The organism is Pseudomonas sp. Arb-4-2C (genome assembly GCF_055755015.1).
On sequence record NZ_CM146899.1, the window covers coordinates 6,256,878 to 6,280,099 of the forward strand.

At 58.1% G+C, this 23,222-nt stretch carries 28 protein-coding genes and 1 tRNA gene; 3 read left to right on the forward strand and 26 right to left on the reverse strand.

Annotated features, from left to right (window positions below; translation table 11 throughout):
• Positions 1 to 8: 8 nt before the first annotated feature.
• Entirely contained in the window at positions 9 to 1,067 is a 1,059-nt protein-coding gene (locus AC0J41_RS28335) for a PDDEXK nuclease domain-containing protein (RefSeq protein WP_473016042.1), read from the reverse strand.
• 258 nt (positions 1,068 to 1,325) lie between these two features.
• Here AC0J41_RS28335 and AC0J41_RS28340 point away from each other — a divergent pair, with 258 nt between their 5' ends.
• Together AC0J41_RS28340 and AC0J41_RS28345 are read left to right on the forward strand one after the other, a co-directional pair.
• On the forward strand, positions 1,326 to 1,766 hold the full coding sequence (locus tag AC0J41_RS28340; protein WP_473014187.1) for a carboxypeptidase regulatory-like domain-containing protein: 441 nt from the start codon (positions 1,326 to 1,328) through the stop codon (positions 1,764 to 1,766).
• Between the two features lie 84 nt (positions 1,767 to 1,850).
• Positions 1,851 to 2,132, forward strand: a complete 282-nt coding sequence (locus AC0J41_RS28345; RefSeq protein WP_025110941.1) for a YceK/YidQ family lipoprotein — start codon at positions 1,851 to 1,853, stop codon at positions 2,130 to 2,132.
• A gap of 13 nt (positions 2,133 to 2,145) precedes the next feature.
• Here the strand turns inward: AC0J41_RS28345 and AC0J41_RS28350 are convergent, their stop codons facing one another.
• Positions 2,146 to 2,496 carry a hypothetical protein gene (locus AC0J41_RS28350; protein WP_473014188.1) on the reverse strand — a complete coding sequence of 117 codons (351 nt, stop codon included), beginning with the start codon at positions 2,494 to 2,496 and terminating at the stop codon, positions 2,146 to 2,148.
• A gap of 725 nt (positions 2,497 to 3,221) precedes the next feature.
• Here AC0J41_RS28350 and AC0J41_RS28355 point away from each other — a divergent pair.
• Positions 3,222 to 4,370 carry a PIN domain-containing protein gene (locus tag AC0J41_RS28355; RefSeq protein ID WP_473014189.1) on the forward strand — a complete coding sequence of 383 codons (1,149 nt, stop codon included), beginning with the start codon at positions 3,222 to 3,224 and terminating at the stop codon, positions 4,368 to 4,370.
• 928 nt (positions 4,371 to 5,298) lie between these two features.
• On the opposite strand, the gene AC0J41_RS28360 is transcribed toward AC0J41_RS28355, so the two are convergent.
• The 24 genes from AC0J41_RS28360 to AC0J41_RS28475 form a co-directional block, all read right to left on the reverse strand.
• On the reverse strand, positions 5,299 to 5,721 hold the full coding sequence (locus AC0J41_RS28360) for a hypothetical protein (protein WP_473014190.1): 423 nt from the start codon (positions 5,719 to 5,721) through the stop codon (positions 5,299 to 5,301).
• Complete coding sequence (locus AC0J41_RS28365) at positions 5,718 to 6,200, reverse strand: ImmA/IrrE family metallo-endopeptidase (protein ID WP_473014191.1); 483 nt, start codon at positions 6,198 to 6,200, stop codon at positions 5,718 to 5,720. The genes AC0J41_RS28360 and AC0J41_RS28365 overlap by 4 nt, the downstream gene beginning before the upstream one ends.
• An 824-nt stretch (positions 6,201 to 7,024) precedes the next feature.
• Entirely contained in the window at positions 7,025 to 7,597 is a 573-nt protein-coding gene (locus AC0J41_RS28370; protein ID WP_473014192.1) for a hypothetical protein, read from the reverse strand.
• Positions 7,598 to 7,704: 107 nt separating this feature from the next.
• Positions 7,705 to 7,965, reverse strand: coding sequence for a bacteriocin immunity protein (locus tag AC0J41_RS28375; protein ID WP_473014193.1), 261 nt, complete (start codon positions 7,963 to 7,965; stop codon positions 7,705 to 7,707).
• Positions 7,962 to 9,299, reverse strand: coding sequence for an S-type pyocin domain-containing protein (locus AC0J41_RS28380; RefSeq protein WP_473014194.1), 1,338 nt, complete (start codon positions 9,297 to 9,299; stop codon positions 7,962 to 7,964). The genes AC0J41_RS28375 and AC0J41_RS28380 overlap by 4 nt, the downstream gene beginning before the upstream one ends.
• Positions 9,300 to 9,605: 306 nt before the next feature.
• Positions 9,606 to 10,040, reverse strand: coding sequence for a hypothetical protein (locus AC0J41_RS28385; protein WP_473014195.1), 435 nt, complete (start codon positions 10,038 to 10,040; stop codon positions 9,606 to 9,608).
• A gap of 44 nt (positions 10,041 to 10,084) precedes the next feature.
• Positions 10,085 to 10,669 (reverse strand): tail assembly protein, encoded by a 585-nt coding sequence (locus tag AC0J41_RS28390; RefSeq protein ID WP_473014196.1) that lies wholly within the window; start codon positions 10,667 to 10,669, stop codon positions 10,085 to 10,087.
• Positions 10,670 to 10,672: 3 nt separating this feature from the next.
• On the reverse strand, positions 10,673 to 11,023 hold the full coding sequence (locus AC0J41_RS28395; protein WP_473014197.1) for a hypothetical protein: 351 nt from the start codon (positions 11,021 to 11,023) through the stop codon (positions 10,673 to 10,675).
• Between the two features lie 111 nt (positions 11,024 to 11,134).
• Positions 11,135 to 11,743, reverse strand: coding sequence for a hypothetical protein (locus AC0J41_RS28400; protein WP_473014198.1), 609 nt, complete (start codon positions 11,741 to 11,743; stop codon positions 11,135 to 11,137).
• On the reverse strand, positions 11,740 to 12,300 hold the full coding sequence (locus AC0J41_RS28405) for a hypothetical protein (RefSeq protein ID WP_473014199.1): 561 nt from the start codon (positions 12,298 to 12,300) through the stop codon (positions 11,740 to 11,742). Before AC0J41_RS28405 ends, AC0J41_RS28400 begins: the two co-directional genes overlap by 4 nt.
• Before the next feature lie 109 nt (positions 12,301 to 12,409).
• Positions 12,410 to 14,203 carry a DUF927 domain-containing protein gene (locus AC0J41_RS28410; protein ID WP_473014200.1) on the reverse strand — a complete coding sequence of 598 codons (1,794 nt, stop codon included), beginning with the start codon at positions 14,201 to 14,203 and terminating at the stop codon, positions 12,410 to 12,412.
• Positions 14,190 to 15,071, reverse strand: a complete 882-nt coding sequence (locus AC0J41_RS28415) for a toprim domain-containing protein (RefSeq protein ID WP_473014201.1) — start codon at positions 15,069 to 15,071, stop codon at positions 14,190 to 14,192. Before AC0J41_RS28415 ends, AC0J41_RS28410 begins: the two co-directional genes overlap by 14 nt.
• Positions 15,068 to 15,295 carry a hypothetical protein gene (locus AC0J41_RS28420; protein ID WP_473014202.1) on the reverse strand — a complete coding sequence of 76 codons (228 nt, stop codon included), beginning with the start codon at positions 15,293 to 15,295 and terminating at the stop codon, positions 15,068 to 15,070. The genes AC0J41_RS28415 and AC0J41_RS28420 overlap by 4 nt, the downstream gene beginning before the upstream one ends.
• Positions 15,288 to 15,575: a hypothetical protein gene (locus tag AC0J41_RS28425; RefSeq protein WP_473014203.1), complete on the reverse strand. Its 288-nt coding sequence runs from the start codon at positions 15,573 to 15,575 to the stop codon at positions 15,288 to 15,290. The genes AC0J41_RS28420 and AC0J41_RS28425 overlap by 8 nt, the downstream gene beginning before the upstream one ends.
• A gap of 3 nt (positions 15,576 to 15,578) precedes the next feature.
• On the reverse strand, positions 15,579 to 15,911 hold the full coding sequence (locus AC0J41_RS28430; RefSeq protein WP_473014204.1) for a hypothetical protein: 333 nt from the start codon (positions 15,909 to 15,911) through the stop codon (positions 15,579 to 15,581).
• Positions 15,908 to 16,153, reverse strand: coding sequence for a hypothetical protein (locus tag AC0J41_RS28435; RefSeq protein WP_192559522.1), 246 nt, complete (start codon positions 16,151 to 16,153; stop codon positions 15,908 to 15,910). Before AC0J41_RS28435 ends, AC0J41_RS28430 begins: the two co-directional genes overlap by 4 nt.
• A gap of 472 nt (positions 16,154 to 16,625) precedes the next feature.
• Complete coding sequence (locus AC0J41_RS28440) at positions 16,626 to 16,931, reverse strand: helix-turn-helix domain-containing protein (RefSeq protein ID WP_473014205.1); 306 nt, start codon at positions 16,929 to 16,931, stop codon at positions 16,626 to 16,628.
• Entirely contained in the window at positions 16,932 to 17,183 is a 252-nt protein-coding gene (locus AC0J41_RS28445) for a helix-turn-helix transcriptional regulator (protein ID WP_473014206.1), read from the reverse strand.
• A 127-nt stretch (positions 17,184 to 17,310) separates the two neighbouring features.
• Positions 17,311 to 18,000 (reverse strand): hypothetical protein, encoded by a 690-nt coding sequence (locus tag AC0J41_RS28450; protein ID WP_473014207.1) that lies wholly within the window; start codon positions 17,998 to 18,000, stop codon positions 17,311 to 17,313.
• Positions 17,997 to 19,205, reverse strand: coding sequence for a tyrosine-type recombinase/integrase (locus tag AC0J41_RS28455; protein ID WP_473014208.1), 1,209 nt, complete (start codon positions 19,203 to 19,205; stop codon positions 17,997 to 17,999). Before AC0J41_RS28455 ends, AC0J41_RS28450 begins: the two co-directional genes overlap by 4 nt.
• Before the next feature lie 208 nt (positions 19,206 to 19,413).
• Positions 19,414 to 19,489: transfer RNA gene (locus tag AC0J41_RS28460), tRNA-Phe, on the reverse strand.
• 103 nt (positions 19,490 to 19,592) lie between these two features.
• Positions 19,593 to 19,865, reverse strand: coding sequence for an oxidative damage protection protein (locus AC0J41_RS28465; protein WP_025110939.1), 273 nt, complete (start codon positions 19,863 to 19,865; stop codon positions 19,593 to 19,595).
• A complete protein-coding gene (mutY, locus tag AC0J41_RS28470; RefSeq protein ID WP_473014209.1) occupies positions 19,862 to 20,929 on the reverse strand; it encodes an A/G-specific adenine glycosylase in 1,068 nt (355 codons plus the stop codon). The genes AC0J41_RS28465 and mutY overlap by 4 nt, the downstream gene beginning before the upstream one ends.
• Complete coding sequence (locus tag AC0J41_RS28475) at positions 20,926 to 23,151, reverse strand: AsmA family protein (protein WP_473014210.1); 2,226 nt, start codon at positions 23,149 to 23,151, stop codon at positions 20,926 to 20,928. The genes mutY and AC0J41_RS28475 overlap by 4 nt, the downstream gene beginning before the upstream one ends.
• Between the last annotated feature and the right edge of the window lie 71 nt (positions 23,152 to 23,222).

The following is a 23,222-nucleotide window of genomic DNA, read 5'->3' on the forward strand; positions in this document are numbered from 1 at the left end:
CGCAGTTGCTATTCCGAGGATTGAAGGCGCAGGCGTTCTTCGATCAAGGTCTGTTCCCGATTGAGTTCGGCGCGCAGTTCTTCCTCACTCGGCAGTATCGTCTTGTAACTGCTGGCAAAGAGTTGCTCATTGCCCTTGAGCATCGAGTAACGCGCGACCGAGTCGTTGCTCTCGGCACACAGAATGATCCCGACGGTCGGCTTGTCGCCCTCACTGCGCTTGAGTTCGTCGTACATGCGCACGTACATGTCCATTTGCCCGACGTCGCCGGCGCTGAGCCGTCCGCGTTTGAGATCAATGATCACGAAGCATTTGAGCAAGTAGTTGTAGAACACCAGATCGATGTAAAGATCGTCACCATCGGTACTGATACGTTGTTGCCGAGCGACAAAGGAAAAGCCTTTACCCAGTTCCAGGAGAAAGCCCTGCAGATGGTCGATGAGGGCCTGCTCAAGACGGCTTTCCCTGACCTTGCCGGCCGACGGTAGCCCAAGAAATTCGAGTATGACGGGGTCGCGAATGAACTCGCGCGGATGGGGTTTCATGGCTGCAATGTTGGTGCTGGCTTCTTCGATCACATCGGCTTTGTCTCGACTCATCAGCAGTCGCTCGTAGTAGAGCGTATTGATCTGGCGATCAAGGGCGCGGCTGGACCAGTTCAGATTGGCGGTTTCTTCCACGTACCACTGGCGCGCTTTCGCGCTTTCGACCCGCAGCAGCCTGCGATAGTGAGTCCAGCTCAATTCGGAACGCACTGCGTTCCAAATTGGAAACAACTGATAAAAACTCCGCATATACCGCAGATTGCGATCATCAAACCCCTTCCCGAACTGCACCGTCAGATCCTCCGCCAACAAGGCCAGCAGCTGCTTGCCATACCCCGCACGCTGGGCGCCTTGCTGCTCGAACTCGACAATATGCCGGCCGATCTGCCAACAGGTCTGCACTTGGATCGTATCAACCGCACGCAGCACTTTTTGCCGCGCCTGACGAATCAGTTCGCCCAATTCCCCCAGCAATGAATCGATTTTCGGGTCTTGCGCGTCAGTCGGTTTTACCTGGTTCATCGAGTCTTCCGCATCATTGGAAACAGACGCAAAGCATGCCAAGTGTCGCCGGCCGGCGATGTCGGGCGAGCCTGTGAAGGCAGCAGGAAGACGGGATGGGTATTGCAGGACGTTGCCGACAAAAGGCGTGGTTGCGAGCAATGATCTGTAGTCCATTTCGTACACACGCCAAGTTCCAATCAATCTAAAACAAGCCTCGCGGGGTCAAATCTAAAAAAGGGTAACGGTTGGGTTCCTCTGAACCCGGGAGTCGCCATCATGAAAAACATTCGTTCATTCATGCTGCCGTTCGCCGCTGTCGGTTGGCTGCTGTTGCCTGTCATATCGCAGGCCGCCAACCTGGAACCGGTCGACAGTGCCGGTGTGCAAGTCCAGCAACAACAGCAAAACGGCATCAACTACCTGTCCGGCGGGATCGGCCTGGACGAGTCAAAAGCCATTCAGCAAACCCCCGGCTACAACCTGCACATGACCTATTCGGTCGGCATGCAAAACGAGTACGCCGCCAACGTCAACGTGACGATTGAAAAAGCCTCGGGGCAACCTGTGCTGACGCTCAATCAGGCGGGGCCGCTGGTGTATGTGCAATTGCCGCCAGGCAAGTACATCGTGCGAGCCACGCTCAATGGTCAGGAGCGGCGCGACGTGACTGACGTCGGCAGCGGCACGGCGCGCAATCTGGTGTTTCACTGGAGTTGAAGTGACTGGCGATTGATGCGGTCGTAAAGCAAGGGCGCGGGTACAATCCCGCGCCTTGTGTTTGGTGGCGAAGGAAGTGCGGGTTTGAAAGGGATTTTGCGTGTTGGCTCAGCGGTGAGCCTGGCTTTGTTGTTGGCCGGTTGTGGAACGATGATGGGGCGCATGAACGGTGCTTCTGAAGAGCCGTATTACAAAGGCGTCGATGGCAACTTGCACTTGCTCGGTGTGAGAGGGGGAGACGGCATGCCGTCCGCGGTCATTTGTTACATGATGATCGTTTGTCCGCTGATTACCGTCGTCTCCCTGCCGGTAGACGCTGCGCTCGACACGGTCTTGCTGCCGGTCGATTACGTCAACACCCTCTGAAGGGAATCTTCACTTATCGCCGTGTGCGTTTGGCCTTCGGCTTGTCGGTCGGCTCGTGCGCCATTCGGTAAATCCATAATCCGATCCAGCTGATGGCCACCAGGAATACGGTGCCGATGCACTGCGACACGATCTCGAACCAATACATTCGGGGTTGTAGCGCGAGGGTGTAGGTATGGCGTGGGCCTGATCGGTTCCATGTGGTGATGGAGCCGCTGATCAAACTGTGGATGATCAGATAGATCGATGCGCCGATGACGAAGGCGATCAGCACGCCGACGAGTACCGTCAACCAGAACGCTACCCGGCTCTGGCGATAGGGCGGCGGATGGGGCAGGGGCACGCGGGTTCTTTTCTGGTTCATCGAGTGGATGACCCTCTTCCTTAAGGTGCGGCCAAAGTAGCGCGGATCGCCATTCGCCGAAACCCGTCGAGGTTGAAAACTCAATGAGCAATGACAGATTTGCGTTGAGCGGGTCGATGCCCTGCCGATCGTCTGAAACGACAAAACCCGCGACGCCTGTGAAGGGCTCGCGGGTTTTTTCCGGGCTGCGCAAAAGGACTGATTGAGCCGTCATCAAATCGCAGGCATAAAAAAACCCTGAATCTTGCGATTCAGGGTTTTCGGTATTTGGTGCCAGAGACGGAATCGAACAATCGCCTACAGGTCAAGTATTTAAAGGGTTTATCTTTGGTCGATATATAAATCTACTCACAAATCTACTCTCTTTTTAAAATGCGGCTCTGTTTTGAACCTGCTGGCGGCGATCGAAACCGTGCTGATTTCCTCTGCCGATCCCCGACGAACGGTGACGCCATCGTGATAAACCCGTCGCCGGTGCAAAGGTGTGGTCATCATCACCACTCCTTGGATGGATCAGTCCAAAAGTGGCCCGATTACCTCGTTCCTCACTTTTGAGGAAATAGTGATAGCGCGGTGTGGCACTCTCGACACACAGAGGCGCTCTTGCCATTCCCCCGCTTCAGCAACACCCCGGATCAGGGTAGTGCCTTTCCTTTCCCTCGCTCTGTGGAAATCCTTATCGTTTGAATTTATGCTGGCCTTTAGCCAATAAGGAGTGCTGAGTTATGCCCAAGGGAATGCCTACCGCAGCCCAGTTGTGGGAGGGGGACGTCTCCTTCTTCTCATTGGACACTGATCTCATCCAACGCGCCGGATACAATTTCGCTGAGGGCGCACTGAAGCAGTTACCGAAGCAGCTTCCGGACACAATGGCCCTGTATCTGTCTGATGTAGTTGTTCGCGAAATTGTGGCTCATCGGATGATCAAAGTAATGGAGGCTGTAGGTAGCTTTAAAACGGCCTCGGGCAGTTTAAAGCGCCTAGCCACGGCACCGATGGAGCATATCGATGCATTGTTCGACGGGCTGGACGTAGAACGAACGGCTTCGCAAGCCTTTCGCGATGAAGTTGAAGCATACGCAAGTAGCTGCGGCGGTGGTGATGTGTTACCGGTTGCAGGCAATGACCTAGCAAAGCAGATGTTTAACCTATATTTCGCTGGCGAACCACCCTTTGCAAAGCGGAAGGAAAAGAAATCAGAATTTCCGGATGCGGCTTCCCTGTTGTTGCTCGAAGGGCATGCAGAGGATAAGCACACGATGGGAATTGTTGCGTCAGGCGACGAAGGCTGGAGCGCATTTGCAGATGAGTCGGATTATCTCTACTGCGTGAGGTCTATTGAAGAGCTTGCGGCTTTATTTGCTGCAACAGATGAGCACGCTCAGACAGTAGAGCAGAAAGTCATAGATGCTGTGAAAACAGATGGCTCCCCAGTCAAAGATGCAGTTAATGACGCACTTGTCGAGCATGTGGGGAACGCTTCATGGAGCGCGGATAATGTGGTTAGCGGGACCGTGTCACGTGTGGAGGCAGAAGTTAACGATGCGCAGCTCCGATCTTTTGAAATCGACGCTGCTGAAGTTTGGTCGTTAAGCGATGATAAGGCAACATGGGTTATCGAGTTGGCGATTAAGGCTGATGTCGAACTATCAGTATATGTCGATTTCTTAGTTTGGGATTCCATCGATCGTGATGAGATTTCTATTGGCTCAGATTCATTTGCATCATCTGTAGTCATTGACGTCCAAGCTTATCTGACATGTTCTGGCGTGCAAGGCGACTCTTCTCCGGAAGACTGGGATATCGAAATTGATATTGCTCAAGGCAGCTACGACTGTGAGCCCATGGATGTCGAACCTGATTTTTTCGATTAAGTGATTTGACCCTTCCCCCTCCAGCTATAGCACGCGGTCATTGATGTGTGGTTGATGCAGGCGCCGGCACGAAGTTTGGCCGGGCGACCTGCAGATGTTACCAGCGGAGCTTGAGCGGCTACCTGGAAGCCGGGGCTGGCAAAGGTGGTAAGCCGACCGTGTTCGGCTCCCAGGGTGAGCAACTCGTTCACCGCCAGCTCCGACCTGTTGTCAGGTCGCTGGAAGACCCGGAAAATACTTGACGAGCATCAAGCACCAGCAGGCCAACTTCAACGCTGGCGGTGGCGTGCTGCTTGGGCTGCGGGCAGTTTGCCAGTGGTCTGTCGGCGAAAATTCGTCTAGGGCCTGTCTAGTATTTTTGGCGCGCTCGGCCCGTCTGCGACGTGGGTGCGTCAGCCTGTCCATCTACCGTTCACCCTTGACGGCCGTGGTTTTGAATTCTTGACGAGGCGAGCGCCTACGGGGTCGCGCGAATCGCCGCAGGCCTTGCTGTGCGCGGGTTTGCCGTGCCCGGTCGTGTTCTGCCTTGAGGGATACCGTCAAGACCTGTCAGAAGTTTGGTCAAGGCCCCGTCAAGGATGGTCAAGGATTTGGGCGTCTCTTGCCCATCCGTTCTGGACGCCTCCGCTATCGCCGCCAGCATTCCGAGCTGGCCCGGCCTTGATGGCCGTAGCGCCCGCCAACCACCAATCAAAATGCGCCCGGTAAATCCGTCCAGATCCTGTCCAGAATCCGTCAGGGGTCTGTCAGTGGTGTGAGACGGTCAATCTCCCCACTTTGACGTGGCCAAGGCGGAACAAGCCCCTGACGCCCACCGGCCTTGGATTCCGTCTCACACCTGTCTCACATTCCGTCAAAGCGTGGTCAAAGCAAAGCAGAACGAGCTAACCGGTCCCAATAATAAGCCCCGCTCAAGGCGGGGCTTATATTAGGAGCTTTGCCCCTTCATCGCGTCAGTAGTAGCTTTGATGATTTCCTTAGCTGCCTCAACACTGATTGGCAAGGGCGCTTGCATATCATCCTGTTCAGGCTTTGGTCTGTGGTGGAAATACCTGAGAAGCGCGATCAACAACAGCGTCGGAACAGTGGATAGAGAGACGATTATGGGGATGTCTCCTGTCGTATGGGGCCTCACCGACGTGAAGAAATACCAAGCTCCGACCGTTATACGAATGTTGCCGAAAAAAACGAACCCCAGCAGCGACAAATAGAAAATGATGATGAGGCTGACGGTAACGGTGGTCAGGCGCTTTTCCCACCGGAATCGCCAGGCTTCTTTTCTAAGAAAATCGCTGATCAAGCCAGGATTATCAGCTTCGCCGAGGGATAGATCATCGCTCGAATCCGTCATAGCAACCCAATCGCTTTGAGTCGGAACTCCATCGCCGCCGTAGAGACTCCAAATGTTTGCGCCAATCGCGACAGATCTGTGATCCTTTGCTCAAGCACCATGTGCTTGATCAGTGGGGCAGGCATCAGCAAAGCCGCGGCGAATCGATTAGCCGCTATCTCTCTAGGGTCTCTAGCGCGAGCACTGAATTGCTCAGTGGTGTCTCGTGGAGCATCAAGGTCGCCGTGTACGTGATGCCCGATTTCATGGGCAATAGTGAATCGTTGGCGAACGGGCGCATCCAAGAAGTTATAGGTGATGAGTGGCTGCCCGTCGCGAAAAGAGTAGTGTCCGCTTTCGTTAGGTCGCCACGTTTCTGGCTCAAAGGGAGTGAGAGCCTTTACTTCAATACCCATAGCGCTTGCGATAGCTTGAGGGTTAATTGGCAACCGACCATCCCAATGCGCCTGAAGGACGTCTGCTGCAGTGCGATACACCATATCGGCCTCCCCGAATGAGCTGGATGAGTTTATTAAAAATGAGGCGGGATTCTGCCTAAGTCAAGGACTTTGGTCAAATTCTAGTTGACACATTTGACTTGACTCGTTCTCAATGACCAAAGTTTATTGGCTGTTTATTTATACAGTATTTTTGGTTTTCCCGGATAGCGTTTTTAGATGTCAGCGTAGCCGTGGTGTACTTGCTCTCACTGATTACAAATTGACCGCAAAAGGTCTCCGGGCGGGGCGGTTCGCGCGCAATGGTGGTTGCGAACCAGGTGCGAACTTGCCGGCGGCTGCCGGTGCCAGGTGCGTACCGATCGTGCTTACCTGGCTGCGTATCAACGCCAAACAGTTCGCTCCCACAGGTGTTTCCAGCTCCCCGTGTGCGTGAAGACACTGCGTGAAGGGTGCGTGAAAACCTGCTGGGAGATGGCTTCGCGCATTGACCAGGTGCGCGACCGACGTGCGCTACGAATTGCGCGAAACACGTCGGCCGGAACTGGGCGCCAGCCTTCCGTGGGGCGTTTCGGCAAGGGGGATATGGTGCGTCGGTGACCAAGGGCTAGCGGTCACCATTGGTGGTCACCGCATATAGTCACCCCAAGGTATCCACGTCGGATCTAACTAAACCGTGGATACCGACATGGATACCATGTCTTGACCGTGCGGAGCGATATGAAGACGCGGCAATCTTTTGCGTACCCTCAAGCTTGGAAACTGCGCTGCTCGCCGGATTTTGATGGTTTCGAAGGTGCCTTCAGCTGAGTCGTCGTTGCTGCGCCTCGGCCGCCCATACGCGTTAGCGTATTCTAAATACTTACTTATTCGAGGTTTCGACCGAACCATGAAAGAGACTTGTTATACGGCAAAAACGATGAGTTTTGGACGTCGGTGTATTTGATAACTATTTCCGTATGAGATAGCGCATGCCTGGCGAGTTCGCGAGAAATTCTAAAGTCTGTTTCCCCTGGCTCTGAAGTCAATTCCACAAGAACTATCTCATCTCCTGGGAGAAGGGCTCGACCGTCAATGACCCCTGCAAAATTTGTCCAGTGCCTACCTGGAAGGTTAGGCATACAGTCGATTAACGATGCACGTGTTTTTCCATGAAGTGTTGCGACGAGAGACGTCACTAGCAATGGTCCAGCTCCGTGATTCTTGAGCTTAACCCGCAAGGAGTTTTCGTAGTCACCAACCATCACTTCTGGAATGGGTTTAACGGTCAGCGTGTTATGACGCTGTTGCTGTTCCGCCGACTTCGCTGAAACTCGTACTGCATAGATTGAAACCAATACCGCAATGATGGCCGCCAGTGCACTTGCAATCGCTGACACGGCGGAAGCGATATTTTGATTTTTTTCCAAAAACTCAAATAGAGTTGCAAGTATATCCATGAAATTTCATCTCCTTTTTCAAATTGCAATACGGGGATTGATCTTCGGCTCATAAGCCAAAATCCATTGCGCTACGTCTCTGTCTTTTGACATCCACTTGGTTCTTGCTAAGCGCCTTTGAACCCTGGTAACCCCTGAGCTGCTCGCCACCCTTTGACGGTTTCCAAAATGCCCTTCGGCGAGTCGTCCTCGCCGTTTTCTGGGTAGTAAATCCAGTCAGAGGCGGCGACGTTGCCAGTTACTTCGATGAAGTTTTCCAGCAACTCGTCCTGATAGTCTTCGGTGCCAGCGGCGCTGCAAATTTCTTTGATCAGTGCGAGAAACTCGGTCTCCGTGTATTCGGAAAGGCTGCTTTTGAGTGCGATCATTTCGAGCTCCGGTGGGTATCAATATGGTGTTTGGGTGTCATGGCGCTGAGGTTGTCGACGTCGTAAACCTCGCCACCTTCAGAAACTGGAACTCCGTGATGAAGCTCAAAGGATCGGCGCTTGCCTACGGTATCAATTGCCCGGGCGCGAGGCGCCATACCTTCAAGCATTCGGGCTTTGTTGCTGTCGTTGAATTGGCTGGCGAGCTCCGCATCTTTCCCTACCGCGATCCAGAATGCCTTTCTGAAAGCATCGAAGCTGCTGAAGCTTTTTCCCCTGAGCTGATCTGCGATTCGCGTCGGCACAGGCGACCCCAGACCGACGCTGGCGCCGGCGAGCCAGATGCCTGTCACGTCTTTTCCCTGCCCGGTAACGGTGCCTGGGTTGAGGCGCACATTCATCACAATGTACAGCGGCTGCATACCTGAATCAGCCGGGAATACGAGAATGAAGTCTTTGTATTGGTCGGGGTAGATCGGGCTGACGATAATGCTATCGGCCTGTTCGGTAGGCGGGTAAATCCAGATCTGCGGCGCTTGAGGTGCGCCCTCTAATGGCGGGATACCAGAGGTGCTCGAGGGATCAACCGCCGGCGTCCAGATGAGGGTTACGCCGTCGCCGAAGTCGGCAACCTGCTGAGATCCCTGCTGGACGAATTGCACGACAGGAACCATTTCCCAGTCACTGCGCTTCTGGGTGTTGTACCCGTACCCCTTCAGTGTTCCGTCAGCCTGCTCCTCAACATGGAGGCGGACGCGAGTACGGGCCTCCTCCAGCGACTGAAGTTGGTCTTCCGTGTAGAGGGAGCTGTCACCAAGGTTCGACGGCCACAGTAGAGCGACTATCCCCGCCAATGTACCAGCGGCCACTCCGGCTGTGAGAACGCCGGTACCACCAGTAGCCCCCGTTGCGGCAGAGCCAATTGCAACACTTGCGCCTCCAGCAGCTCCAGCCGTACACAGCCCGCCACAAGAGGCAGCCGCAGCGCCCGCGCCACCCAATAGGAGAGTTCCTAGGGTGGCGGGTAAGGCATTCCCGGTGATTTTTTTCAGTGGGATATTTCCCGCGGCATCAGTCTCGCGACCGCCGAGGAGGGAGAACTCTCCGTAGTTGGCCAGGCTCTCGACGGGGATAAATCCGGCAGGCTTTTTGTGATCGATCACACCGTCCGCGAGATCGCAGCTCTTGGCGAATACACAGCCTTTGCTGGCAGGTTTCGTCTCGTTCCTCGTCGGGAGGTCTTTGTATTCAGCCCAGCGCTGGGCGTGTATATCGACGGGCTCGGTGCCGCTATTGCGGTAACCCTTCGGTGGGTTGGGGACGTATCCGCTCATTCCTTGATTCCTGAATCTTTTTCATCCTGAAACCAGCGCGCCGCTGGCGTGGAGCAATTTTGAGAAGGGAGGATAACCGGTCAGGGAGGAGTGTCGAGTGGTGGCGGATCGCCAGATGTCAGGGAGCGATCGGGCATTTCGAGAACCTGAAAAAACCTGACATCGCACGGACTTCGTCACTGGTACCGGCAGACCTGCGAGGCGCTGCTGGGGATGGTTCCCAATGGTGGTTACCACGCTTGGTTACCAATTTGATGAAGGTGGCGGGCGGCTCAATCCTGGAGCCGCCCAGATGCTGCAATCGGGTCAGAAGGAACTGGGGCGGATATCGGTACCGTTTTGCGTACCAGACACCCTGAACTTCTGAACATCTCCGGCGCCGACCTGCGTGGCCGTCTCTTTCACCGGCTGACCGATCTGTAGCGCGCATACGCCGTTACCGTTGTCGTCACCCGCTATTCCGATGATGTGACGGCCAGGTTGGACCTGGAACGCCACAATCTCACCCGTGTCGATACGCGCGGCTTTCCTTCCATCGACCAACACCGTTGCAAAGCATCCACCGGACGCCCAAAAACCACTGTCTCGACTCACCACCAGCTTGGCGCCGCCCGGAACGTCTGACTGAAACGCAAACGCTCTGGCTGCTGGCACTTTCTTCGCCGACGCTTGGTCGACCGGTGTGCTGGAGCAGCCGGCCAGCACGCCGGCGGCAATGAACGCGAGAAAAATCCTGTGCATTTGGTTCGTCCTCAAAAGTGAATTGTGACCTTACAACACCACACCTACATTTTGTCTTCGGCATAGATCGATGCGGAGATGATCATCCCGCCCCACCGACGGTGGCCGATGCAAATAGGGACCGGGTTGCCGCTGGCCGTGGTGTTCTTGGCGCTGCCGAAGGCGTAGGACGGGGCGTTTTCTGGTCCGGCGCTCTGCCTTAGGCCTGAGGCCTGCGGGCTGAGCATCTGGATCACGCCGCCGGCGGCGAGGGCTATACCCGGCGCGAGTGTGGCGCCGTTCGTGAACGGACTGAGCACGATCAGCACCGCCCCCAACACTGTCTGCAATAGTCCCGCCCGCTTACTCCCTTGAATGACTGGGACGATGCGGATCTCGTTTGCTCGCCCCATCCCGAGCTCCTTCTCGCCGATATTTCGCCGGTTTCGAAAAATGGCGAACTCCAGGCCGCGGGCCTTTGCGTCGGCAAGGTATTTGGCAAATCCCGGGTGATTCACGTCTACCGCCTTAACCGCCTCGCGGACATCCCCCGTTGAGAGTTCGTAGAGGTGTTTGCGGCCAAAAAGCTTGCCAGCGCTGCCGCCCAGTAGGATCAAGGTTTTGTTGCCGTAGTCGGTTGCCATTGCCATCTCTTACTCCTGGGCGCCCTGGGCGCTGTGTTTGGGGATTTCGATGCCGAGCTGGCCAGCGAGGATCATGCGGGCGGCCATTGCGTCGTTTCGAATTGCGATCTCGCGTTTCACGTCTGGATTCCAGGCCGAGCAGTGAGTCGACTTGTACGCCCGAGCTCCCCGGTATTCGATGCGCATCAGTTCGGCGGAGATCCTGGCCTCCTCCTCGGTGTAGAAAGGCCCCTCAATCTCCACCCGCTGGCCGCCACGCAGGTGCTCTACCGTCCAGACGATGTACCCGCCGATCGTGCCGGGGTCAGTGGTGAAATCTGTGTCCTTACACGCTTCGGCGAAGCGTATGTGGTGTGACATGTATTGCCTCCTTCGACGCCGTGGCGCCATTGATGGGCGGATGCCCGGTTGTGTTGCTCCGTGTCGCGACACGTTTTCGTGATTCGCAAATCGTGTCGCGTAATTGGGTCTCTACTTGCCGACGATGCTTAAGGTGGGCGGCAACTTCGGGCCGAAGGGAGCGCTAGGCGCGAACGGATCGGGCAACTGGTCTTCTGGGCATTCCCTGATGAACCGGATCATGGCGGCATGGCAGGCGCGATATAGAGGGCCGCCGACGCCCCACTCCTCACTATTGCGATCGGCGCTGTCCTCCAGTTGGGAGAGGTAGGCCAAACCGCGAAGGCTGGTATTTCCGTCTGCTCTGGCTTGTTGGCGATGTACCGGGTTGATGCCCAGCAGGTCGCACATCCGATCGAATCCCAACGTCTGCGCCAGCCCTTCCCGGTCGAACATCAGCGATTGGCCGAACCCGGCGAGCGCTTCTTGTGCTCCGGTGCGAATAGCCTCCAGGTGTTCCCGGGCCCTTTCCTCCAGATCCTCGATCGCTTGCCGCGTGAATGGCAGGAACGCTTTCAACTTGCCGGCCTCGCGGCGAATGGCTCGACGTTCGGCGCGGATCGCGTCGAGCTGGTCAGCAATGGCGCGGCAGATCCGCCGTGTAGTGATGAGCTGCGTGTTGGCGCTGATGCCGGGCTTCAAAGCGATGTTGCACAAGTGGGTGATAAGGCTTGGCGTCATTGGTGCGCCTCCATGGGCGTGTTGTCATAGCTGGCGCGCAGGTCGGCGCCGACGCAGCAATAGCGGGCGGCGGGCGCGTAGCAGGAACGGCAAACCATGATGTGGTTGAGGTACTGGTCGCGGGCCTGTCGCCACTCAGGTGTGGCAGTGGCGGCGTTGGCATGGGGGCCAGGAACGAACAGGGCAGGGCGCTCAATACGGTTCGCCAGCACTAGGCGGGGGCGAGGTTGAGGACGACTCCACACTTTTGCGGAGTCAGCGCCAGGAATGGCCGGCGGCGTGTGATCGAGCAGGGAGGACAGGAGGCTCATAACGCCCCCTCGCCCTGATTGCTTGTAATCCAATGTTTCTGTGATTTCAAAAACACCGGCAACAGCGGCAACAATGGCAACAGCCCTGTGAACCGTGGGCTCCAGGTGTTGCCGATGCTTCCAAATTGTTGCCACCGGATTTTTACCGGCAACGGTGATAACCAAACTGAGGGGGCGAACCAGCCTCTTGTGTTGAAAATGAGGTGTGTGTTGCCAGTCGTTGCCACTTTTTTTATAGGGTGGCAACGGCTACAAGCCGCGCCCCACAAGCCCGTTGCCGGCGTTGCCACTGTTGCCAGTGATTCTAGGTTCCTGTGAACTTGGGCAATTCGGGTAGGTGACGTTTTGGTGCCGTTCATGCGCCACCCCCTTCGCGGTCCATTGCCTCAGGATCGACCACGTACAGGCGCGCCTGGCCACCGCCGGGGAGCCGGTAATTCTTGGTTTTGCGTTCGTTGTCGCGGCGGGCGAGGATGTTCGCGCCTTCCAGCGCTTTGATGATGCGAGACAGGCCGTAGCCGTGAGCGGCTTCGATCAGTGCCGGCTTGTTGAACAGGTACAGGCGGTTATTGCCCGTCAGCTCCCAATAGCCAGCGCGGTTGAATACCTTGGTGTCAGGCGTCACGTCATCGACATCGGAAAAGCGGCTGCTGCCATGGCGATCGATGAAGTCGAGAATGCCGGCGAGGATCTGCCGGTCTTCGGCGTTCCCGCTGCCAACCCGGCTCAGCCATTCGCCATAGAGCAAACGGCAGTCGGCGAGGGCGGTGCCCGGCTTCCACGGGAGCAGGCCGTAGGCGATCGCCATCTCACCCGCCAGCGCGATCACGGCGAACCGATCAGCCACGCGTCCGGCTTGGGCGTTGTCCTCCACAAAGCTGGCGCGCACGCCGGCGAAGTCTTCGAGTAATCCTGCGCGGTCGTCACTGGCGAGCAGCTTCTCGACGAACGCTGGTCCGAGGTGGCCATGGTGGGCGCCGACGGCCACGGTGAGCTGGCGGTGGAAGTCCGCGCCCTCAAGCCCGTGCAATTCATCAAAGGCGCGATGGGTGCGGGTGCCGGCGTTCACATCGACCATGCGGAGTTCGGCGCCAGCATGGGCAGCGTTGCCGGATATGGCCGCGTGCTCGGAGAGCGAGCGCTCGCCGCTGGAAAGGGTCAACAGGCGCCAGCTCAATTTGGCGCGGCCTTCACGTTCACGGGTCATGGTGCCTTTACCCTGGCCGTTGGCGAGGGAGTAGGCCATTTCCTGTACCCGCTTCGGATCGGCGCGCTTGATCTCGTCCAGAGGCAGGATGGTGTCGTTACGGCTCGACGCTTCGATCTCAAGGCCGCCCTTGGTCATGTCCCAACTGGCGGCGAACACGCCCGGGTCACCCCACACCGACGAGCCGATCAACTGCGCCAGCGACTTGCCGCTCGAGCTGTCACCCACCAGGTGAACACCACCGCCCAACACGCCGACCAGGCTTAGCAGCGGCCCGGCCAGCGAACAGCCGATCGCCAGCGTCAGTACCGGGTTGCCGGCGCACTTCGCGGCCACTTCCGTTTGCCATAGCGCCAACTCGCCGCGGCGGCTGAAAAGCACCTGAGCCTTGTTGCTGGCCTGATACCGCACCTTGTCGCTTCCGATCGTTCGCCCGGGCAGCACAAACGCGCCCGATTCATGCCAGCCCGGCCGGCTGGTGGTGGCGAACACTTCTGCAGGATGCTGGTCGAGCAGGTACTCCATGAACGTGCCGCGTTTCTTGAGGGCGATAATGACGCCCATGCCGAACAAGGCGCGCCGGGCGTCCTCGCCGCTGCCGCCGAACACCTCCATGGCGATTATCCACTCCTTGATGCCGCCCTCGGTCACCAGGCGCAGCAATCGACCTTCGCTGCCATCGTCGCTGTTTGTGGTGCGAGCGACGACTGTGACGGGGCTGGATATCCACTCATCGGTGATAGGCCGGTCGCCGGTATCGCTCTCGGCGTCGTCCTGGTCAGCGGCAGCGCGCTTGAAGCTATGCCAGTAAACGCCTGGGCGAAGCTTTCGGCCCTTCTCGTTGATCACCCAATGCTCATACACCGCCCAGCAGGGGCGATCTGGCGCAATGGTCGCGGCGTCCGGCCGAAGGTTGATCACGTTTGTGTCAGGCTTGGACATGGGCGAGCTTCCAGTTGGCGAGGTCGTTGAAGTCGGTGAGGTCGTCAGGGGCGCCCTCTGGCCATTCCGGAAAAGCCACTTGGCCGCCCACAGCCGCTGCCGCGGCATTCGCCGCTTTGCGTCCGGGGTTACCGTCGGTGAGCCGATCGTCGTCGCCGGCGATCACGATGGCCTGCCCCGGATAGCGGGAGCGCAGGCCCATCGCCGCCGGGATCAAGTTGCCGGCGTTCATAGCGGCGGCGACGACGTAGCCGCCGTGCTGGTGGAGGCTGGCGGCCGTCGCCCACCCCTCGCAGATGCAGAGGACAGAGCCGGGTTCGATGATGCCCAGCGGCGAATAGGTGCCCTTCACGCGACCACCGGGCAAGAAGCGCTTGGTGCCGTCCGGGGCAATTCGTTGCAGGTTGACCAAGCACCCATCCAGGTACAGCGGGACAAGGAGGTCAGGGCCACGCTGGCGCAAGCCGTAGGAGCGAACTCCTTTGGCGACCAGATACGGGTGATCCGGGGCGGCGCGGCGCGCATTCCGCCACCAGCGGTTGGCTAACTTGGTGGCCTGCTGCTGGCGCTGGTGCTGTTCGGCCTCGCGCTGGCGCCGGGCCTGATCCACTCGTTCACGGACCTGCGCTGCTTCCCGTGTGTCCACCGGCTCGCGACTACACCAGGTGCTGGCGCCGCCGGCTTTCCAACTGCCGAACGCGCCAGAGGCGATACCGTCCAGGTACAGCACATACCAGCCGTTGAGAGTGCCGGGCTTGTCGTCAGGGACGTGGAAGCGATGAATCTCGGCATCGGCCACAGGCAGCCAGTCGAGCAGCCCATACACGGACTGGAGCACATCACGGAAAAGGATCGTGGGGTCAGTCATGCGGCCCCCTTCGGCGGGGTGAACCGCTTGGCCAGGCTCTCCAGTTGCTGTGTGAGCCGCTCCAGCTCATCGCAGTGACAGCCTTTGTCGCCTTCGGCGATGCGCAGCTCCAGGAAGCCAATCAAGGTTTCCACCAGCAGCGCATAGCTGGCGCTGTCGATGTGCGCGGTCTCGCGGGGGGGCCCGCCGCATTCTTTGCGCTTTATCGGGGTGACGTTACTCATGGTCTGCCCCCTGGTGATCAGCACCAGCAAAGGCCCGGCAGACCTGGCCGTTATTCACGCCGTGCCAGTGAGTGAGCTCGTCCACAAAGTCGACCAGGCAGGCCGTCACCTGGGCGCCAGCACTACGCATAACTACGCGGCCGCACTCGGCGTCGGCATCCGTCAAGAACGGGCCCAACAGCGCCTTGGGCACATTCGGATGCGTGACGTAAAACAGTTCGGTGGCTTTCTTCGGGCAAGCCGATCCCGTCGACGCAAATGCGCCGTTTTGAATTTTCATGTTTTAAATCTCTTCGAAGTCTTTCGGTTCGAACCTTGCTGCGCCGCCGCGAATCACGCGCAAACCCAGTACCGCAGCACGTGCCACGCGATCTATAAATCCGAGTTCAAGATTGGTGGTGCGCCCGCCCATTCCGGCAATGGCAAACTGAATAGCGTTGAACGCCTCAGTTTCATCGTGGGCGGCCAGCTCGAATACTTCGCTTTCGAAGAACTCGATACCCTTCTGCCAGTCGGCCGCTACGCCGGGATTATTCCGAGGCCAGTTGATCAGTCGTCCTTCCGGATCGCGTTTCGTGAAACTCAGGTGCTCCCGTGATCGGATAGAGGCGTTCATTTGGCCACCTCCGCGGCATCCAGCGCCTTCTGCATCTGTTCGACTTCGCTGTCGACATAGTTCGCCCAGTCGTACCCGAGGAAGCTGCCAAGGCTGGCCAGCTCTTCGATATCGTGCGACTTGCCGTGCTTCAGGTCCTTTGTGATCGCGTTGAACAACACCCGCATATTGCTGATGCGTTCGTGTGTGGCGCGCAGCAGCTCAAGGGCTTCGTCGGCGAGGCGAGCGATTGGCTGGCTCATTGCACGCCCCCTGAGGTTTCCAGTGTACGGACGATGGCCATGTGGGCGTTGTAGCGGGCGAGTCGAACGGAGAGGGACGAGTTTGCGCGCAGAGCACTCAGGGCCATACGGCGGTGAGCAAGGGCGCGAATTGCGGACGGAATGAGGGCCGGCATCTGTAAAGCTCCTTCTGCTAACGAGGAGCTGCCACGATCCTTCCTACGGGATTGGGTGGCAGCTGTGCGCGGGGTAGGAATACCGGGGCAAAAGGAGCCCGGCCAGGCCGAAGCCTGCCCGCACACAGCCGCCATAACACGGAACTGAAAGCGAAAAAAAACGCCTGCAGAAGTGATCTGGGCGCTGTTGCGCCTTTTGCTTCTCGGGTTCCTACGCCCGGTCGCTGAATTTGCAGCGACAGCCAAACCATACCGAGGGGCGCGACTACTGGCAAGAAAAGTTATCGACCGTTCATCGTCGATCGTGAGCATAGCGGTCATGCCGCCACCTTCGCGCCTGGCTCAGCGATAAGTGTGTAAACAGCAACACCGCGGTGGATGCGTCCCCATTCATCCGTCATGGTGATGCGGTTGGTAATGATCTTGTAGCCGGCATTACGCAAGTCGCAGATACGGGCACCAGGACGGCAGATGTTCAGCTCGCGCATGATGGTGAAGGTGTCAGCAGGCCCCTCGCGAAGACGCGGAACAAGCCGTACTAGTTGGGCGTGGTTACTGGTATCGTAGAGGTGAGTTTTTTCTGGGCTGGCCTTATTGGGTTGGCCTTTTTTTTGGTCGGCCATTTATGCGGCCTCCACTCGCAGAGCGACCAACGAGTCGCACCAAGCAATAACTTCTGCCTCGATCCAGACGGCGGACTTGGGCCCCAGCATTACTTGCTTAGGGAAGCGCCCTGCGGCGATACGGCGATAGATCTCTGACGTGGAGAGGGTGGTCAGGGCCTTGACCTCGCCCAGCTTGATGAAGCGCCGAGGCTGTTCAACTGCGGGGAGGGATTGTTCGGATTTGCGAATAGGGTGGGCTTGAGTTGCCATCGTCTGCGCCTCCTGGGGCGTTGTTGGTAATCGACGATGGCAAGTTAATGAGGAAGGTAGGTGTGACGGTAGTCCGGTCTGCCAACAGACTGTACGGTGTGCGCGCACACCGTAAGAGTGTCACGCACTAAATTTCGTCCCGTTCTTCCTTGTCATGATTGGCAATCCAATCGTAGAGGGTTCGATACTTTATTCCTTTGAGGTCACTCATGATTCGAACAAAATCTGCCCTACTTTCGTATTCAGCACCATTTTTGATCCAATCGTCTATTAGCTCGGCCTTCCTAGCATTCATATGCTGATGACGCTTTTTTGCGCGTTCAGCAGCTAAATTGCTGAACTCTTGGAGCTTTTCGCGTTTCCCCAGCAGTTTCTGTATTTCAAAAAGGTCTGCTGAAATATGCAATATTCGCGTGATGTTTTTGGCTCTTGTAGCTGCTATCAGGCGGTCTAATTGATACACCGCCAGCCCTTCCAAAGTAATTTCATCGTCTTGCTCGTAATCTGGGTCTAAAAATAGCTCGCCAGACACAGCTGCGTAAAAACGCTCCTCTTTGCGCGCGACTCTCGCGAATCGATGCGCTTCCTCGGCCCAGTCTAAATACATCTGCATCTGAATTAGGCTGTCTTCTACGGCCTCTTGAATCGCTGCTGAATTTTTCTCGGAGCCGTCCAGTGTGATACCAAATCGATTTGCTACTCGCTGGACGGCATCTAGAACAGCTTCCTCTAGAGGTTCGGGGACATACTCCATTCCTCCGGGCCATATGACTTCATCAAACCTAATGCAGGTGATACTCCGCGGAAAGTAGCTCACGCTTTCACACTCCTGATTGATACCACTTTTGCTCCCGCGCACAGCGCATCAATTGAGTCGGCCCAAGCCTGCATCATTTCGCGGCGCTGCTCTACATAGGCCGCATGGTTGTAGGTGCCGCGTATCTCGTCACTATCACCGTGGGCTAATTGACGTTCGATCCAATCCTTGTTGTACCCGCGTCCATTAAGTTCCGTGCTGAGTAGGTGACGGAAACCGTGGCCGGTTTGCTGACCTTCGTAGCCCATCACTCGCAACGCTTTGTTCACGGTGTTTTCGCTCATGGGCCGATCGGGATTGGCGCCAGCAAAGACCAGTGCATAGCGTCCAGTGATCTCGTGAAGCTGGCGAAGAATGGCAACGGCCTGGCGGGGTAGGGGGACAATGTGAGGGCGACGAGCTTTCATGCGTTCTGCTGGAATTGTCCAGGTTGCGCATTCCAAGTCGAACTCTGCCCAGGGGGCGCGGCGAAGCTCGCCCGGGCGAACAGCTGTTAGCGTCAGCAGGCGGATGGCGTGCCGGGTAAGCAAGTGGATATTCGCAGCCTCGCTCTTGGCCAGCAGTTCTGGGAGTTCAGCAAAGGTGACGTGCGGATGATGGCGGGCAGCTTTCGGTGGTGCTGCTACCACACTCAGATCCGTGGCTGGGTTGGCGTCAACGACACCCTTTGCCAGCCCGTACCGAAATATCTGGTGTAACCATTGGCGGATCTTGCCGGCGGCATTGAGTGTGCCCCTCGCTTCGACCTTGCGCACCAGCTCCACCAGATCGGGCCGGGTGATCGCTTTCAACGGGCGGGCGCCGATACCCGGAATCAAATCATTCTCTAAGTACAACTTGGCTTTGTAAGTTGTGCTTTCTGCCCAGCGGGGGGCGTTGTAGGCAAACCACTCTCGCGCTAGCGTTTCGAAAGTCAGACCCTCGACCTTCTGTGCTTGTTTGGCAGTTTTCTTCTGCTCGGCAGGGTCGGTTCCCTCAATCAGTAGCTGACGCGCTCCATCGCGAAGCTGGCGGGCTTTCAGAAGGGTGACAGCAGGGTATGCGCCGAGCGCCAACATCTTCGCGCTGCCATTGAAGCGATACCGATAGCGCCACAGCTTGGAGCCGGTCGTGGTCACTTCAAGGCATAGACCGTTGGCGTCGGTCAGTCGATAGAGCTTGGCCTTCGGCTTGGCGGTACGGATGGTGGTATCTGAGAGTGGCACGCAGCCTCCTTGCAGGCCGTACCAGGCGGGTATCTTGCCGCCATGGTGTGAGTAGATTTGTAGACCGAACTGGATCTACTCACGAATCTACTCACATATGTTTGGGCTTACAAGGGAACGGTTGGGAACCGTGGAAAGCAAAAAGCCCGCACTAGGCGGGCTTCTTGTGTGCTTTCAGGTGTGCTTGGCATCACCTGAAAACGAAAGGTGGTGCCCAGAGACGGAATCGAACCGCCGACACGGGGATTTTCAATCCCCTGCTCTACCGACTGAGCTATCTGGGCAACGGGGCGCATTAAAAGGGTTTTTCGGATTTACGTCAACGACTTTTTTAAAAATTCTTAAATTAATTCCGTCGCTTACGATCCGACCCCCGATTTGCGGGGTTTACTCTGCAGGCGGAACGTAGCCTTCGGCTTGAGCGTATTCCTCGCCGGAGAAGTACTTGTCCATTTCGCCCTGAAGAAATTTGCGATCTTCGGCGTTCATCATGTTCAGACGCTTTTCGTTGATCAGCAGGGTCTGGTGTTTCTGCCAATCAGCCCAGGCCTTGGCGGAGACGTGGTCGAAAATGTCCTGACCTTTGGCACCCGGGTACGGAGGGCGTTCCAGTCCTGGCAATTGTTCTTTGTACTTACGGCACATTACGGTGCGGGTCATGACGACTCTCCTGCATTCAAGACGGCGGCCGCGCGTTCGAGCAAGGTTTTGACCGGGGCAGCAAGGCCCAGGCGCGGCGGGGTGGCGAGGTTATACCAGAGCCAGTCGGCCTCGGCCACGTGATGGGCGGCCTCCTGTACCTGAACCAGCCAGGGTTCGATGGACAGCTGGAAATGGCTGAACGTGTGGACAAGGCTCGGCAGCGCCTGCTGTTCGCCCATCGTCAGCGAGTGCTGATCGGCGAGGTGTTGCAGGTCGTCGAGGTCTTCGAGTTCCGGCAGGCTCCACAAACCGCCCCACAGGCCGCTGGAAGGGCGGCGATAAAGCAGAATCGCGCCTTCGCCATTGGCCAGCATCGGCATCAGTGTGCGTTTCTGCGGGATGGCCTTGCGCGGCTTGGGGATCGGGTAGCGCGTCTCCAGGCCGAGCATGTGTGCTTCGCAGCCCTTTTCCAACGGGCACAGCAGGCAGCTCGGTTTGCTGCGAGTGCACAGCGTGGCGCCGAGGTCCATCATCGCCTGGGTGTAGGCGTTGACCCGATCGTGCGGGGTGAAACGCTCTGCGTTGGCCCACAGTTGCTTTGCGACCTTAGGCTCGCCTGGGTAACCCTCCTGCGCAGTGAATCGCGCCAGAACGCGTTTTACGTTGCCGTCGAGGATCGGCGCGCGCAGGCCCATGCTGATGCTGGCAATGGCTCCGGCGGTGGACAGGCCGATACCCGGCAGATCCGTAAGCTTTTCGACGTCACGCGGAAATTCGCCGCCGTACTGGCTGACGACGATCTTCGCGGTCTTCTGCAGATTGCGCGCGCGGGTGTAGTAACCCAGCCCGGTCCACAGGTGCAGCACTTCGTCCTCCGGCGCCTCGGCCAGCGCTTGAACCGTCGGCAGCGCGGCCATGAAGCGGTCGAAGTAATTGAGCACGGTGCTGACTTGGGTCTGCTGCAACATGATCTCCGAGACCCACACCCGATACGGATTGATGTCTTGCTGCCAAGGCAAATCGTGGCGGCCGTGGCGGTCGAACCATTCCAGCACCGCCGTGGAAAACTGCTCCGCTCTCATCGCTTGAACAGCCCCTTCAATGCGTTTTTCAGTTCCGGGCTGACTTTGTCGCCCAGTTTCTCGTCGATCTTCTCGCTGAGCTTGTCGCCGGCCATTTTGGTCGCGACCTGACCCAGGCGTTCGTTGTCCACGCGGCAGGCCTTGGCGCCCAGTTCCAGCGGGCCGCGGCAGCGCAGCGGCCATTCGATGCCGACGAATTTCTCGCCGACCTGACAGGCCGGGTCCGGCATGGCGCTGGTGTCGCCTTCGACGATGATGCCGACGCGGTAATCCATGCCCAGCACCCGCAGGTCGATGTCGCCGTCACCGTTTACGGTCATGCCCGGGATGCGCACTTTCAGGTCCGGGTTGCTGGCGACGCCGTTGCGCAAGGTCAGGTTGCCCTTGAGCTCCTGGAATGGCGTGTCCTTGCCTCGCGGCTCGCCGCTGAGGGTTTTGCGGTTGAGGGTGGCGATGCCTTTGCACAGTTGCTGTTCAAGGTTGGCGTTGAGCAGCACGCCGTTGTTGATCACGAAACTGGCGTTGCCGTTGAGGGTTTCGATCAGCGCCTGTTGGCTGTTGCCGCTGCCGGTGATGCTGCTGGTCAGGGTAACCAGACCTTTGGCCGGCGGGTTCTTGCCCTGGCTTTCGAGGATTTTCTCGACCGGCACGCGGTTGATACGGGTCTGCAGATTCAGCACTGGCGCGCTCGGGCGCACGTCGAGGGTGCCCTTGGCTTCGAAGTCGCCGTTGTACAGGCCGCCGCGCAGGTTCTCCAGCGTCAGCAGGCCGCCCTGGCCGTTGGCCTTGAGTGCGGCGTTCTGGATCGGCAGCTTGTCGAGGGTCAGTTGGCCGAAGCTCAGGTCGGCGTCGACATCGAGTTTGGCCAGGCGCTCGACCGGCAACAGACGCTCGGTGCTCCAGGCGCTTTTGCTCGGTTTGTCCGGCAGCGGTGTGGAGCCGGCACCGGCCATGGCATCGGCTTCGGTACTGGCGACTTCGGCCTGACGCACCTGTGTGGCATTTTTGGCCTTGTCCGATTTCGGCGGCAGGTAACGGTCGACGTCGAAGGTGTCAGCCTTGAGGGTCGCCCGCAGCGACTGTTTGGCGAAGTCTTCAACGGCAATGCGCCCGCTGAAGCTGCTGTCGTCGAGTTTCAGGTTGATGTTGTCGAGGGCGATGCTGGTCGGCGTGGCGGCCACGCGGCTGACCAGTTCGACCTTGCTCAGGCTGCCGGGCGCCATCGCCGGCAGCGTCTGGCCGATGCTGTCGACGAATTTCGCCAGATCGAACTGGGCGATCGAGAGGCCGCCAGTGATCTGCGGGGTCTTGTCGAGATCGTTGGCTTTCAGCTCGCCCAGGGCGCGCAACTGGTTGGCAGAAATCTTGATCCCGGTCCATTCGGCGACGTTCGCGGCTTTGTCCAGCAGTACCTGGCCTTGCGCAGAGAAGGTCATGGTCTTGCCTTGCAGCGGATCGCCAGTCAGTTCGCCGGACAGTTTCATGTCTTCGAACTTGTAGCGTTGCAGGGCGCGCTCGATGCGCAACTCGCCGTTGAGCTCGGTACGCACCCGCAGCACCGGCTGATTGGTGCTGAGGAACGCCGTGGCTTTCAGCGGAATATTGGTCGAATCGTGTACCGCGCCGGTGCTTAGCTGGATGCTTTCGGCGCTGTACTGCTTGCCGGTCTGCTCGTCGTTGTATTCAACGCGGGCGTTGTTGACGGTCAGGCTGTCGATGTCGAGCCGGATTGGTTGCGGCGGTTTTTCCGGCTGGGCGGCGGCCTCAGCAGCGGGAGCGCTGGCTGGCGCCGGGCTGCCGGCAGGCGTGGCGGGAGGTGGCAGTTTGCCGATGTCTTCCCAGTTGCCGTGGCCGTTCTTGTCGCGTTTGAGGCGCAGGTTCAAGCCTTCGACACGCACGTCGCTCATCTGCACTTCGCGGCGCAACAGCGGCAGCACGCGCACGGACAGACCGAGCATCTGCAGATCGGCATACGGTTCGGTCGGATTGATCAGGGTGGCGACGCTGGCCTCATGCAGTTCCAGGCCGAGCCACGGGAACAGGCTCCAGCCGATATCGCCATTGAGCGTCAGCTCGATGTGGGCCTTGTCGCGGGCTATCTGGCGGATCTCGTCTTTGTAGTCGTTGGGATCAAAGAGGTGGGTCAGGGCGAAGCCCGCCGCCACAATGATCAGCAACAGCCCGAGAAGTACCAGACCCAGGATTTTGCCGAACGCTTTCATGGGCGAGTCCTTGTAATTTAGTCGAATTCGTAATTTAGCCGGGGAGTATAGCGCTGCATCCGCCCGGTTCG